This window comes from Streptosporangium sp. NPDC023963 (assembly GCF_040639135.1).
GTDB lineage: Bacteria > Actinomycetota > Actinomycetes > Streptosporangiales > Streptosporangiaceae > Streptosporangium.
The window spans coordinates 51,794-63,998 of the sequence record NZ_JBEZZK010000015.1; the positions used below are offsets into that span (position 1 = coordinate 51,794).

Sequence of the window (12,205 nt, forward strand, 5' to 3'; positions counted from 1 at the left end):
GCCCAGTCTTAGACCTTTTCCGACCTATGGATTATCCTGCCCCGCCGTGGCCGCCCACGGCCATCCGATGGCCATCGCCGGTGCGGCGACTCACACTGCTCCCATGACAGACTCCCCCGCCGGCCCGGCCCCCGAGATCGGCGAGATCAGTGTCTCCGGCTGGTACGCCCACACCGACAAGATGACGAAGGTCGGCTTCCTGACCATCGCCCGCAGGCTTCCGGCGCTGGTGTCGCAGGCCGTCAGGCTGGCGTGGCTGGCCAGTCCCCGCGACACCGTCATCGCGATCTCCCTGAGCCTGCTGAGCGGGGTGTTCACCGCGTTCGGGCTGCTCGCCACGACCGGGGTGCTGTCGGCGCTGTTCGAGGCGGGGCCGACGCCCGACCGGGTGCGGGCCGCCCTGCCCAGCCTGATCCTGGTGGGGGTGGCCGCGACCCTGCGCACCCTCACGCAGGCGGGCGCGGGCTGGGCCCAGTCACGGCTGGAGCCCCAGGTAGGCCGGATCGCCGAGGAACGCCTGTACGGGCTGACCGGCCGGGTCGGCCTCGCGGCCTTCGACGACCCCGACTTCCACGACGCGCTCCAGCGGGCCAGGTCGCGTGGGGTCGGCGTCGCGGACGAGGTGGTGGGCACGGCCATCAACACGCTGACCGCGATCATCGGCATCGTCGCCGCGGCGGGCGTGCTGGGAGTGCTCCACCCGGTCCTGCTGCCGCTGCTGGTGCTGGCGGTGCTGCCCGACGCGTGGGCGGCGGTCCGCTCGGCGCGCATGCGCTACACGACGATGTACGCCCTGATCCCGGCCAGGCGCCGTAAGTGGATCATCGCGGAGCTGCTCGCGGACCGAGATCCGGCCGCGGAGGTGCGCTCGTTCACCATGCGCGGCTTCCTGATGCGGATGTACGACACGGTGGCGACGGCCGAGCAGACGGTCATGCTCGGCCTGGCCAGGCGGCAGGTCCTCGCGCGGGTCGTCGGCGAGGCGCTGGGCGGCGTCGGCACGGCCGTCGTCTACGTCGCCCTGGGCGTGCTGCTGGCGGTGGGGGCGGTCCCCCTGGCGGTCGCGGGCACCGCCGTGCTGGCGATCCGTTCGGGCCAGACCTATCTGGCCAACCTGATGTACGCCACGAACCGCCTCTACGAGGAGGGCCTGTACTTCACCGACTTCCTCGACTTCTGCGCCGAGGCCGAGGGCAGGCTGCCCGCCGGACGCCCGGCGAAGGCACCGGAGAGCTTCGAGCGGATCACCGCCGAGGACGTCGTCTTCACCTATCCGGGCTCCGCCGATCCGGCGCTCCAGGGGCTCACGGTGACCATCGGCAGGGGCGAGGTGATCGCCCTCGTCGGGGAGAACGGCTCGGGCAAGACCACGCTGGCCAAGATCCTGTCCGGGCTGTACGAACCGGACGGCGGCCGGGTCCGCTGGGACGACACGGACCTGGCGGACGTCGATCCCGACGAGCTGCGCGACCGCATCGCGGTCATCGCCCAGGACCATACGCGCTGGCCGCTGACCGCCCGCTACAACATCAGCATGGGCACCGACAAGGGGGAGCCCGCGCTCGTCGCGGCGGCCGAGGTCGCGGGCGCCGACCAGGTGGTGGCCGAGCTGCCGCACGGCTACAACACCCTGCTCGACCGGCGTTTCAAGGACGGCCAGGAGCTGTCCGGCGGCCAGTGGCAGCGGATCGCGGTGGCCCGCGGTTTCCACCGGGACGCCCCGCTGCTGATCTGCGACGAGCCCACCGCGGCCCTGGACGCCCGCGCCGAGCACGCCCTGTTCGAGCGCATCCGGCGGCACGCCGACGGGCGTACCGTGCTGCTGATCACCCACCGGCTGGCGAGCGTCCGCTACGCCGATCGGATCTACGTCCTCGACCACGGCAAGGTCGTCGAGCACGGCACCCACGACGAGCTCATGACCCTCGACGGCCTCTACGCCGACCTCTACAGCCTCCAGGCCAGGGCCTACTCCGCCTGACCCGCCGGGACGGCCTCGAAGACCTCCGTCACCTCCGGGCCGGAATCTCCCCGGCCCCTGTTACCCCCGGGCCGGAACCTCGCCAGCCTCTGTAACCTCCGGGCCGGAACCTCGCCGACCTCTGTTACCCCCGGGCCGGAACCTCCCCGGCCCGGCCTCGTCTCCGGGCCGGGTCCTACTCGGTCTGACCGCCCAGGAACGCCTCGATGACGGCCCTGGCAATGGGGGCCGCCACCCGCCCGCCCGGCCCGCCGCCCTCGACCAGGACCCCTACGGCGATCCGGGGGGAGACCGCCGGGGCGAAGCCGGTGAAGATCGCGTGGTCCTCGCCCGAGACGGCGTTCTCCGCCGTGCCGGTCTTCCCTGCGACCTTCACACCCCGGACGGCCGCGGCGACGCCGGTCCCTCCCCTGCCGGTGACGGCGACCATCATCTCCGTGAGCCGTTCGGCCTCCTCGGCGCCGAGCGCGCGGCGGTACGGCGAGGGTTCGGTCACGTCGATCACCGTGCCGTCGGCGAGCCGGACCCCGTCCACCAGGTGGGGGCGCATCAGCGAGCCGTCGTTGGCCACCGCCGCCGCGATCATCGCGATCATGAGCGGGGTGGCCCGGACGTCGAACTGGCCCAGCGCCGACATCGCGGTCTGCGCGTCGTCCAGCGCGGGGGGATAGACGCTCCTGGCCACCGGCATCGGCACCTGCAGGTCGTCGGTGTCGAACCCGAAGGCCTCGGCCTGCTCGCGCAGCGCGTCCTGGCCGAGGTCGACCCCCATCTTCGCGAAGGGGGTGTTGCACGAGAGCCGGAACGCCTGGAGCAGCGGGAGGGCGCCGCCGCCGCAGGCGGCGCCGCCGGCGTTGCGCAGGTAGGTGGCGGTGCCGGGGAGGCGGAAGGACTTCGGGGCGCTGACGCGGGTGCCGGGGTCGTAGCGCCCCGAGCCGAGCGCCGCCGCGCCGGTGATGATCTTGAAGGTGGATCCCGGCGGGTAGTTCCGCTGGATCGCCCGGTTCAGCAGCGGGTCCTCGGGGTCGCCCTGCAGCCGCTTGTCCACCCGGTCGAGTTTGGCCGCGTCGAAGCTCGTGTAGAGGTTCGGGTCGTACGAGGGCAGGGAGACCATGGCCAGGATCGCGCCGGTGCGCGGGTCGATCGCGACGACGGCGCCGGGCTTCCCGGTGGCGCGCAGCCCGTCGTAGGCGGCCCGCTGGGCGCCGCGGTCCACGGTGAGCATGAGCGTGGCGCCGCCGCGGGTGCCGTCGACCAGCCCCCGCACCTTCACCCGGGGGTCGCTCCCGGACAGCAGGGCCTCCTCGGCCTGCTCGACGCCACCGGTGCCGTAGAGCGAGAAGTGCCCGGTGATCGCCGCGTAGAGCGGCCCGCCGGGATAGACCCTGCGGTACCGGTACGTGGCACTCCTGGACTTGCGGCTGGTCGCGATGACCGTACCGTCGCGGAGCAGGATCCTGCCCCGGGGACTCTCGAAGCGCGCGATCATCGTCCGCTTGTTGCGCGGGTCCTCGTTGAGCCGCTCGGAGTCCAGCGCCTGGAGGTAGGTCACGTTGGCGAGAAGGGCGAACAGCATCCCCCCGCACATCAGCGCGACGTGGCGCAGTGGAATGTTGATCCGGCGCGCGCGCGGTGCGACCATGGCCCCTCCCCGGACACCCGACCTCGATACCGGTTTAACAGCCGGACCGAAAAGGGCACCCCGACCAGGAGCAAAGCCGTCGTACGGCTTCCGGACGGCCATAAGCCCCGGGGCTCACCGCCGGCACGAACCGCGTGCCCGTCCGGCCTACCACCGACGCGGGCCGCTCGGTCTCCGGTCGCCCGCCGACGCGGGCCGTACGGTTCCCGGTTCCCCGCCGACGCGGGCCGTGGAGTTCCTAGTCGACCACCGAGTGGTAATACGCGATCTTGTTCCGGATCGCCACCTGCTTCTCGCGCAGGTTCTCGACCTGCTCCTGCACCCGCCGGTCGTGGGCTTCGAGCAGCGCGATGCGGTCGCGGACCGTGTGGTCACCCGCCCTGGTCATCTCGGCGAAGCGGAGCATCTCCGCGATCGGCATGCCGGTGTCGCGCAGGCAGCGGATCATACCGAGCCAGCCGACGTCCTCCTGGGTGAACCGGCGCTGCCCGGCCGCGTTGCGGCCGATCGACTCGAGCAACCCGATCCGCTCGTAGTAACGAAGCGTGTCGAGGCTGAAGCCGGTCTCCTCCACCACTTGTCCCGGTGTGTACACACTCACATCGGGCAGCATGTCACCTGGAGCCCACTCAAGGTCAAGTTCCGATGTTTCCCGGCGACCCACTTGCCCTGGAGTCCACTCCAGCATTCAGGGTGGCGTTCATGACACACATCCCCCTCGCCCTGGGCACCATCCCCTTCGGCACCGTCCTCGACGACAGGGCCGGCTTCGCGATCCTCGACCGGTTCGCCGACGCCGGGGGCACCCTGCTGGACACCGCGAACAACTACCCGTTCTGGAACGAGGGCGCCACCGGCGACGAGAGCGAGCTGGCCATCGGCCGCTGGCTGGCCGCCCGGGGCAACCGCGACCGGATGGTGCTGAGCACCAAGTGCGGCGCGCGCCCGACCGTCCCCGGCGACCGGACGCTGGACTCCGCCGAGGGCCTGTCCGCCACGGCGATCGCCGCCGCCGCCGAGGGCAGCCTGCGGCGGCTGGGCACCGACCACGTCGACGTGTACTGGGCGCACATCGAGGACCGCTCCGTTCCCCTGGAGGAGACCCTGGGCGCCTTCGCCGAGCTGGCCCAGGCGGGCAAGGTCCGCGAGATCGGCGCGAGCAACGTCCCGGCCTGGCGCCTGGAGCGCGCCCGCGCCACCTCGCGGGCGAACGGCTGGCCGCTCTACACCAACGTCCAGCTCCGCCACACCTACCTGCGGCCCCGGCCCGGGGTACGGCTGCCGGAGGCGGGTCACGTCCTGGTCCAGGACGACATGCTCGACTACCTGCGCTCGGAGCCCGGCCTGACCCTGTGGGCGTACAACACGCTGATGTTCGGCGCCTACACGCGCGAGGACCGGCCGGTCCAGGACATCTATGATCACCCGGGCACCGAGCGCGGGCTGGCCGTGCTGCGGGAGATCGCGGGCGAGCTGGGCGCGACCGTCAACCAGGTGGTACTGGCCTGGCTGATCGGCGGTGACGTGACGACGGTCCCGATCGTCGGTGTGAGCTCCCTGCCGCAGCTGGAGGAGGCGCTGGGCGCGCTGGACCTCAAGCTCGACGACGAGCACCGCGCCCGCCTGGACGCCGTCCGCTGACGGGACCCGCCGATGGCGGCGTCCGCCGACCGCGTCCGCCGACGGCGCCCATCGACCGCGCTCACCGACCGCGCTCACCGACGGTGGCGGGTCCCGCCGGTCGGCCCCGCCGCCGGTGAGCACCGGCGGCGGGCGCCGTCATTCCTGCGGCAGGTGCGCCGACAGGTAGCGGCGGACCAGGTGCTTGCACTCGGCGATCAGCTCGGGGTCACCGTCGGGCAGGGATCGGAAGGCGAGTTTGAGCACCGCGTCGGCGGCCTCGACCGCGACGAAGAGCACCCGGTCCAGCTCGGGGCCGAGCGGGGCACCGAGCAGCTCGACGGTGATCGCGCGGAGCCGGTCGGCCACGATGGCGTTGTTCTCCAGGGCGGCGTCGAGCATGCGACGGGTCCCCATGAGGATGGGACCGCCGGGCGAGGCGAGCACTCCCCCGAAGTCGACGACCGCGAATCCCGGTGTGGACCGTTTCATCGCGACGAACTCGTCGATCGCGAGGTCGACCATCTCCGTCCACTCGGACAGCTGCACCTCGGCGAGCCTGGCCGTGATCCTGCCGAGGAACGCCTCCAGATTGCGCAGCGCCAGCGCGCGTACAAGCCCTTGTTTGTCGGGAAAGAACTGGTAGAAAGTGCCGATTGGAACCTCTGCGCGGCGCGCGACCTCCTTGGTGGTCAGTGCCTCGTAGCCGACCTCGTCCAGTAACCGCGCGCACTCGTCCAGCATGCGCTCCACCCGTTCCAGGCTTCGCCGCTGAGCGGGCCGGCGGCGAAGCGTTCCCCCGGAGACGTTCGTCATCTCCCCATCATCCCCTACGACAGACCCGGGGGATTAACATGAGCCAGACTCACGCAAATTGGAGGCCGGGATGTTCCTCTGGGGTACGGCGACCGCGTCCTACCAGATCGAAGGCGCCGTCGCCGAGGACGGACGGGGCACCTCGATCTGGGACACCTTCACCCGCGAGCCCGGCCGCGTCCGCGGCGGCGACACCGGCGACGTGGCCTGCGACCACTATCACCGCTGGCCGGAGGACGTCGCGCTGATGTCCGGCCTCGGGGCGAACTCCTACCGCTTCTCCATCGCCTGGCCGCGCGTCCAGCCCGAGGGGAGGGGCGCGATCAACCGGGCGGGCCTCGACTTCTACGACCGGCTGGCCGACGCGCTCCACGAGAAGGACATCGTCCCCGCCGCCACGCTCTTCCACTGGGACCTGCCCCAGCCCCTGGAGGACGAGGGCGGCTGGCTGAACCGCGACACCGCGTACCGTTTCGCCGAGTACGCCGCGGCCGTGGCCGACAGGCTCGCCGACCGGATCCCCCTGTGGATCACCCTGAACGAGCCCTTCATCCACATGGTCTTCGGCTACGCCCTGGGCACCCACGCCCCCGGCAGGACCCTGATCCTGGACGCGCTCCCGGCCGCCCACCACCAGCTGCTCGGGCACGGCCTGGCCGTGCGGGAGCTCAGGGCGCGCGGCGCGGAGAAGGTCCTGATCACCAACAACTGCACCCCGGTCTGGCCCGTCTCCTCCGACCCCGCCGACCTGGCTGCCGCCGACGCCTACGACGTCCTGCACAACCGCCTGTTCAACGATCCCGTGCTCCTGGGCGCCTATCCCGACCTGTCCGCGTACGGGGTGAGCCTCGACTGCGTGCGCGACGGCGACCTGGACCTGATCGGCACGCCCCTCGACGGCCTCGGCATCAATTACTACAACCCCACCCGGATCGCCGCGCCCACCGGTGAGGGTCTTCCCTTCGAGGACGCGGGCGTCACCGGTTATCCCACCACCGCCTTCGGCTGGCCCGTCGTCCCCGACGGCCTGCGCGAGCTGCTCTTGGGCCTCAGGGCCCGGTACGGCGACGCCCTCCCGCCGGTCTACGTCACCGAGAACGGCTGCTCCCAGCCCGACGAGCCCGGCCCCGGCGGCACGGTCGACGACCAGGACAGGATCGCCTTCCTCGACGGCCACATCGGGGCCGTCGAGCGGGCGCGGGCCGAGGGGGTGGACGTGCGCGGCTACTACGTCTGGTCCCTGCTGGACAACTTCGAGTGGGCCGAGGGCTTCAGCCAGCGCTTCGGGCTCGTGCACGTCGACTTCCCCACCGGGACGCGCACCCCGAAGGCCTCCTACCACTGGCTGCGCGACCGCATCTCACGGGGCCTGCCCGGCACACCCTCCCTGCCGTAGTCCGAAAGATGTACGGCGACTTCGGTGTCACGCAGGAGGTCGTCCGGGTTCCGGCATCGCATGATCGGAGGTGAGGAGAACCGGAACCCGACCGATCACCCCCCGTACCCGCTCCCATGGTCATGGCCGGAGGCGCCCGCGGATACGCGGGGCACGCGGGGCCACCGCGCCCCCGGCGTCACCGACGGAGAGCGAAGTTGACCATCGAACTGGTACTGACCCTGGGAGCGCTGGCGCTCGTCGACAGCACGAGCTTCGGGACCCTCGGCATTCCCGCCTACCTGCTGCTCGCCTCGGACCGGTCGCCGGCGGGCCGCCTGCTGGTCTACCTCGCCACGGTCGCCACCTTCTACTTCGGCGTCGGCGTCGCGCTGATGCTCGGGCTGGCCGCGGCCCTCGCCACCTTCGAGGAGGCCCTGTACAGCCGCACCGCCTACTGGATCCAGCTGGTGATCGGCGTGGGGCTGTTCCTGCTCAGCTTCCGTTTCGACTCCAAGCGCCAGAGGGAGAAGGAGGGGCCGAGCCGCTGGGAGCCCCGCCTCGGCGGGCCGGGGACGATGATCCTCCTGGGGCTGACCGCCGCCCTGCTGGAGGTCGCGACGATGATTCCCTACCTCGGCGCGATCGGTTTCATGACCGGCGCGAACCTGCCCGCCGTCCAGTGGGTGCCGCTGCTCGCGGGCTACGTGCTCGTGATGATCCTGCCGCCGCTCGTGCTGCTCGGCGTCAAGACCGTCGCCGGAGGCCGGCTCGACCCGAAGCTGGAACGGCTGCGCGCCTGGATGCGCAGGCACTCGGCCTCCGCGCTCGGCTGGACCCTGGGCATCGTCGGTTTCCTCGTCGCCCGCGACGCGGCGTGGCGCCTGTTCGGGGGCTGATCCCGGTACCCCCGGCACCCTCCGGCCCGCCCCGGCCTCGTCGGCGGAAAACCTGTTCCGGTCTCGCCGGCGGAAAACCCGCTGCGAGGAAGCGAGACGGGCCGTACCGTCTAGTGCCATGTGCGTGTACTTCGCCGCCCAGATGGTCGGCTACGTGATCCGTCCCCGCGGCAGCCAGGCTCCGGCTCGCTAGGGACGCGTCACCTCTCCTCCGTTCTCCACACGTCCCCGATGCGCGCCCAGGGCCTCCGAGACCTTTCCTCACCTCGGACCCGAAAGGGCGAAAGCTGTGACGCACTCCTTCGCGCACGGAAACCATTCACACACCCAGAGAAAGGTCAGGAAAGACGGTGGCCGCGGTGAACGCGACCGGGCCAGGCGCGCCCTCTCGCAGAACTTCCTCGTCGACCCTGCTCACCCAGCTACGGGAACCTCCGGAAACGACATCTCCCGTCCGCCGATCCTCGTCCGTCCGCTCGGGGCTCACGGAGCCTCAGGCCCCCATGGCCGCCCGGCGGATCCTGGCCGCGCCGTACTCGCCGGGCGCGAGGCAGCAGGGACACGGACACGGACGCCTGCCGTGGGCTTTGGGCATGTATCTCCAGCCGGTCACCTGGTTCACCGCGCGGACGCGGTGGATCTCCTTCGCGGTGATCGCCCGGGGGATGAAGACCTCGTATCCCCGGGCGTCGTCGCACCCGGCGATCAGGGCGGCGGCCTCGGCGCTGGGGAGCAGCTCGTGCTCCTGCCCGTAGTGGCCCACGAACACCGGCTCGTCGTCGGGCACCCGGAAGTCGACGGCCGTCAGCGTACGGCGCCCCCCGCGTTTCAGCTCGCGGACCCACTGGTGGGTGAGCTGGTAGGAGGGCAGGACCGGCAGGCAGAACAGACCCGGCAGGCCGTCGCGGCCGCGGCTTCGCGCGCCGATTCCGGCCCGCCGCACCGATCGGATGTTCTTCGCCGCCGTGAGATGGACGAACATTGTCATGCGGTCACCCCTCCGGGATATGACGTCCGGTCTTCCAGAAGCGCCCCACCTCCTCCGTGAAGGTCCATGAGATCCGTGAAGATCGACCGGAGCGTGACGGCAGCCTAACCCGGCGTACGGCTGCGGCAAACGGATTTTCCGGTGGGTCCTACCCTGCGGTGACGCGCGGGCGGTCGCGGCGGGCGTCGTGCAGGACCGAACCCCACCAGAGGAGCTGGTCGAGCAGCGCCTTCGCGGCGCGCTCGGGACCCTCGGGATCCTTGAGGGCGCCGTCGGGGCCGAACAGCTCGTAGTACCGGGGGAAGCTGACGTAGTCGCGGACGGTGTGGGCGTGCAACTCGCCGAAGACCTGGCGCAGCTGCTCGACCGCCAGGAGGCCGCCGCTCCCCCCGCTGTAGCCCACGAAGCCGATCGCCTTGGCCTCCCACTCGGTGTAGTGCCAGTCGATGGCGGCCTTCAGCGAGGCCGGGAAGCTCCGGTTGTACTCCGGCGTCACCACGACGATCGCGTCGGCCGCCTCGATCCGCCGGGTGAGGTCCGCCATCTCCGCCGGACGGGCCATGTCGGGTTGGAGCGCCGGCGGCAGGGGCGGCAGTTCGAGCGGCAGCGGCGTGTCCGCCAGGTCGATGAGATCCACCGTGAACCGGCCGTGACGCTCGGCCCGTTCGGTGAACCAGTTCGCGACCACCGGGCCGAACCTGCCCTCCCTGACGCTGCCGATGATCACTGCGAGTTTGAGGGTCTCACTGGGCATGGTTGTACTCCCTGTCGGGGGTTCGAGGTCCGAGGCGACCGTGAAGGTCACGTCCATCAACCTGCCGGGCGGGGCGGAGACCAGGAAGACCGGGCCAAGACTGGTAGTGGCAGGGCCACGACCACGGCGACCACGGCTGTTACGTTCGAAACGTGAGCGACAACGAGCTGGGCATGTTCCTGCGCATCCGCCGCGAAGCCGTCACCCCCGCCGAGGTGGGGCTGCCCACTGGCCCCCGCCGCCGTACACCGGGCCTGCGCAGGGCCGAGCTGGCCACGCTCGCCGGGGTCAGCGTCGAGTACCTGACCCGGCTCGAACAGGGACGCGACCGCCACCCGTCCGCGCCCGTGCTCTCGGCGCTGGCCACCGCGCTACGGCTGACCACGAGCGAACGCGTCCACCTGCACCGGCTCGCCAAGTCGGCCGACGGCGGCTTCACCTGCATGGGCGCCACGACGCCGGCCCGCGCGGTCCGTCCCACCGTGCGTGCACTGCTCGACCGGCTGGAGCCCGCCCCCGCCCTGCTGCTCAACCGGCTGAGCGAGATCCTCGCCTGGACGGCGGGCTACGAACGGCTGGCGGGACCGATCGGCCTGCTGGACGGCAGCCCGCCGAACCTCGCCCGCTTCGTGTTCAGCGACAGCCGGGCGCGGACCGCCTATCCCGACTGGGACCATGTCGCCGACGAGCAGGTCGCCGCCCTCAAGCAGGGGCCGTTCCGGGCGGACTGGCACATCGCCACGCTGGCCGACGAGCTGGCCGTCACCGCCGGGGCCGCTTTCGCCGGGCGGGTGGACACCCTGCCCGGCCTCCCGAAGTCCAGCGGCGTCACGCGACTGGTCCACCCCGACGCGGGTGAGCTGCGCCTGGCGTACGAGACCCTCGAACTGCCCGCCGACGACGACCAGCGCCTCATCGTCCATCTCCCCGCCGACAGCGCCACCTCCGCCGCGCTCGACCGCCTCACCGGCCGCCACCCGGGCGCCCTGCGCGCGGTCTCCAGCTGACACGGTCTCCAGCTGACACGGAGCACCCCGCACACCGGTACGGGCCGGGTGAGCACGCGAGGACGCCGCCGGACGGCCTCCTGCGGGGCGCGGCGGAACAGCCTCGACGGCCTCTCGTGTGAACGACGGCCCCGCGAGCCTTTCCGGCCAAGGCCCCGCGAGCCTTTCCGGCCACGTCGCCCGGGTCGGGGGCCCTACCAGCGTGGCTCCCTCCGTTGTGCGCCCCAACCGACATAATCGAGACGATCAGCCTGGTCAGGCCCCACATGCGACGTCCTCTTCCGGGGCGTCCCCGGGCAGGTCCCCTCCACCGGCACCCATGTCACACCACGTGACGACCGTACAGCGACCCGGGCGTCCGGCAGGAGGAACGTATGCGTCTCGCCATACGAATCGCAGTCGCGGCCGTTCTCACGGCGGGCCCGAGCAGCCCGGCCGGACCGGCCGCCCCACCCCCTCCCCCGCCCGGTCCCGCGCGTGCGCCCGCCACCACGGCCCCCGGGCGCGCGCCCGCCGCCACGGTCGACGTCGACGCCACCCCCACGCCCGCCGTCGCGCCCGGCGCCACTCCCACCCCCATGGCCGCGCCCGGCGCCACCCCCACGCCCACCCCCATGGCCACCTCGACCCCGGTGGCCAGTGCCGGTTCCGGTGCCACCGCGACCGCGACCCTCAGCACCAGGACCGACCACACGGTCTCGCTGCCCCCCTTCGGAGGCAGGAACACCATCCCCCCGTGGCTGAAGAAGGTCCCCTCGCTCCGCGTTCTGCCCCTGTGGCCCCGCCAGGCCGGCCACGTCCGGATATTCGTGCACTGCCCCCCGAAGTCGAACCACGCGCTCATCGGCTCCACCGCGTTCAACCTGAAGGGGTCCAGACGCCTCTACCGGGAGGTGGGGCTGGGGCTCTCCGACCGGGGGCTGGGGCACCGCGCCGCGTCCATCTCCTACTTCGCCCTGCCGGGGTTCCACGAGGCGTGCCTGAAGTGCGTGAAGGTCACGATGAACCAGCAGACCCGCATCCGGCGGATCCGGGTGCTCGGCCGGGACTCCACTCCCCTCTACGTGCGAAGGTTCAGCATCTGGCAGTTCTTCGACTAGCGCGTTCCCCCTCCCGGCCCGGC

Annotated in this window: 11 protein-coding genes; 6 read left to right on the forward strand and 5 right to left on the reverse strand. The window is 71.8% G+C overall.

Annotation, left to right across the window (positions count from 1 at the left end):
* Positions 1-103: 103 nt before the first annotated feature.
* On the forward strand, positions 104-1,981 hold the full coding sequence (locus AB0F88_RS33500; RefSeq protein WP_362693418.1) for an ABC transporter ATP-binding protein: 1,878 nt from the start codon (positions 104-106) through the stop codon (positions 1,979-1,981).
* A 175-nt stretch (positions 1,982-2,156) separates the two neighbouring features.
* Here AB0F88_RS33500 and AB0F88_RS33505 read toward each other — a convergent pair whose 3' ends face one another.
* Together AB0F88_RS33505 and AB0F88_RS33510 are read right to left on the reverse strand one after the other, a co-directional pair.
* Complete coding sequence (locus AB0F88_RS33505) at positions 2,157-3,623, reverse strand: penicillin-binding protein 2 (RefSeq protein ID WP_362693421.1); 1,467 nt, start codon at positions 3,621-3,623, stop codon at positions 2,157-2,159.
* Positions 3,624-3,861: 238 nt separating this feature from the next.
* A complete protein-coding gene (locus tag AB0F88_RS33510) occupies positions 3,862-4,224 on the reverse strand; it encodes a MerR family transcriptional regulator (protein ID WP_362693424.1) in 363 nt (120 codons plus the stop codon).
* A 101-nt stretch (positions 4,225-4,325) separates the two neighbouring features.
* Here AB0F88_RS33510 and AB0F88_RS33515 point away from each other — a divergent pair, with 101 nt between their 5' ends.
* Positions 4,326-5,264, forward strand: coding sequence for an aldo/keto reductase (locus AB0F88_RS33515; protein WP_362693426.1), 939 nt, complete (start codon positions 4,326-4,328; stop codon positions 5,262-5,264).
* A gap of 138 nt (positions 5,265-5,402) precedes the next feature.
* Here the strand turns inward: AB0F88_RS33515 and AB0F88_RS33520 are convergent, their stop codons facing one another.
* Positions 5,403-6,059 carry a TetR/AcrR family transcriptional regulator gene (locus tag AB0F88_RS33520; protein ID WP_362693429.1) on the reverse strand — a complete coding sequence of 219 codons (657 nt, stop codon included), beginning with the start codon at positions 6,057-6,059 and terminating at the stop codon, positions 5,403-5,405.
* 70 nt (positions 6,060-6,129) lie between these two features.
* Between AB0F88_RS33520 and AB0F88_RS33525 the strand changes: the two genes are divergently transcribed.
* The gene (locus AB0F88_RS33525; RefSeq protein ID WP_362693432.1) at positions 6,130-7,455 is read left to right on the forward strand and encodes a GH1 family beta-glucosidase; all 1,326 of its coding nucleotides are present in this window, start codon (positions 6,130-6,132) and stop codon (positions 7,453-7,455) included.
* A gap of 197 nt (positions 7,456-7,652) precedes the next feature.
* The gene (locus tag AB0F88_RS33530; RefSeq protein ID WP_362693434.1) at positions 7,653-8,333 is read left to right on the forward strand and encodes a GAP family protein; all 681 of its coding nucleotides are present in this window, start codon (positions 7,653-7,655) and stop codon (positions 8,331-8,333) included.
* A gap of 493 nt (positions 8,334-8,826) precedes the next feature.
* Here AB0F88_RS33530 and AB0F88_RS33535 read toward each other — a convergent pair whose 3' ends face one another.
* Together AB0F88_RS33535 and AB0F88_RS33540 are read right to left on the reverse strand one after the other, a co-directional pair.
* Positions 8,827-9,321, reverse strand: coding sequence for a hypothetical protein (locus tag AB0F88_RS33535; RefSeq protein WP_362693437.1), 495 nt, complete (start codon positions 9,319-9,321; stop codon positions 8,827-8,829).
* Between the two features lie 148 nt (positions 9,322-9,469).
* Positions 9,470-10,075: an NAD(P)H-dependent oxidoreductase gene (locus AB0F88_RS33540; protein WP_362693440.1), complete on the reverse strand. Its 606-nt coding sequence runs from the start codon at positions 10,073-10,075 to the stop codon at positions 9,470-9,472.
* A 152-nt stretch (positions 10,076-10,227) separates the two neighbouring features.
* Here AB0F88_RS33540 and AB0F88_RS33545 point away from each other — a divergent pair, with 152 nt between their 5' ends.
* Positions 10,228-11,082: a helix-turn-helix transcriptional regulator gene (locus tag AB0F88_RS33545; protein WP_362693442.1), complete on the forward strand. Its 855-nt coding sequence runs from the start codon at positions 10,228-10,230 to the stop codon at positions 11,080-11,082.
* A 374-nt stretch (positions 11,083-11,456) separates the two neighbouring features.
* A complete protein-coding gene (locus tag AB0F88_RS33550; RefSeq protein WP_362693445.1) occupies positions 11,457-12,182 on the forward strand; it encodes a hypothetical protein in 726 nt (241 codons plus the stop codon).
* Positions 12,183-12,205: the final 23 nt, after the last annotated feature.

What these genes read in the sequence shown, in the direction of transcription:
- AB0F88_RS33500 (WP_362693418.1), top strand. Translation starts at nt 104, where the DNA reads ATGACAGACTCCCCCGCCGGCCCGGCCCCCGAGATCGGCGAGATCAGT.
- AB0F88_RS33505 (WP_362693421.1), bottom strand. Translation starts at nt 3,623, where the DNA reads ATGGTCGCACCGCGCGCGCGCCGGATCAACATTCCACTGCGCCACGTC.
- AB0F88_RS33515 (WP_362693426.1), top strand. Translation starts at nt 4,326, where the DNA reads ATGACACACATCCCCCTCGCCCTGGGCACCATCCCCTTCGGCACCGTC.
- AB0F88_RS33520 (WP_362693429.1), bottom strand. Translation starts at nt 6,059, where the DNA reads ATGACGAACGTCTCCGGGGGAACGCTTCGCCGCCGGCCCGCTCAGCGG.
- AB0F88_RS33525 (WP_362693432.1), top strand. Translation starts at nt 6,130, where the DNA reads ATGTTCCTCTGGGGTACGGCGACCGCGTCCTACCAGATCGAAGGCGCC.
- AB0F88_RS33535 (WP_362693437.1), bottom strand. Translation starts at nt 9,321, where the DNA reads ATGACAATGTTCGTCCATCTCACGGCGGCGAAGAACATCCGATCGGTG.
- AB0F88_RS33540 (WP_362693440.1), bottom strand. Translation starts at nt 10,075, where the DNA reads ATGCCCAGTGAGACCCTCAAACTCGCAGTGATCATCGGCAGCGTCAGG.
- AB0F88_RS33550 (WP_362693445.1), top strand. Translation starts at nt 11,457, where the DNA reads ATGCGTCTCGCCATACGAATCGCAGTCGCGGCCGTTCTCACGGCGGGC.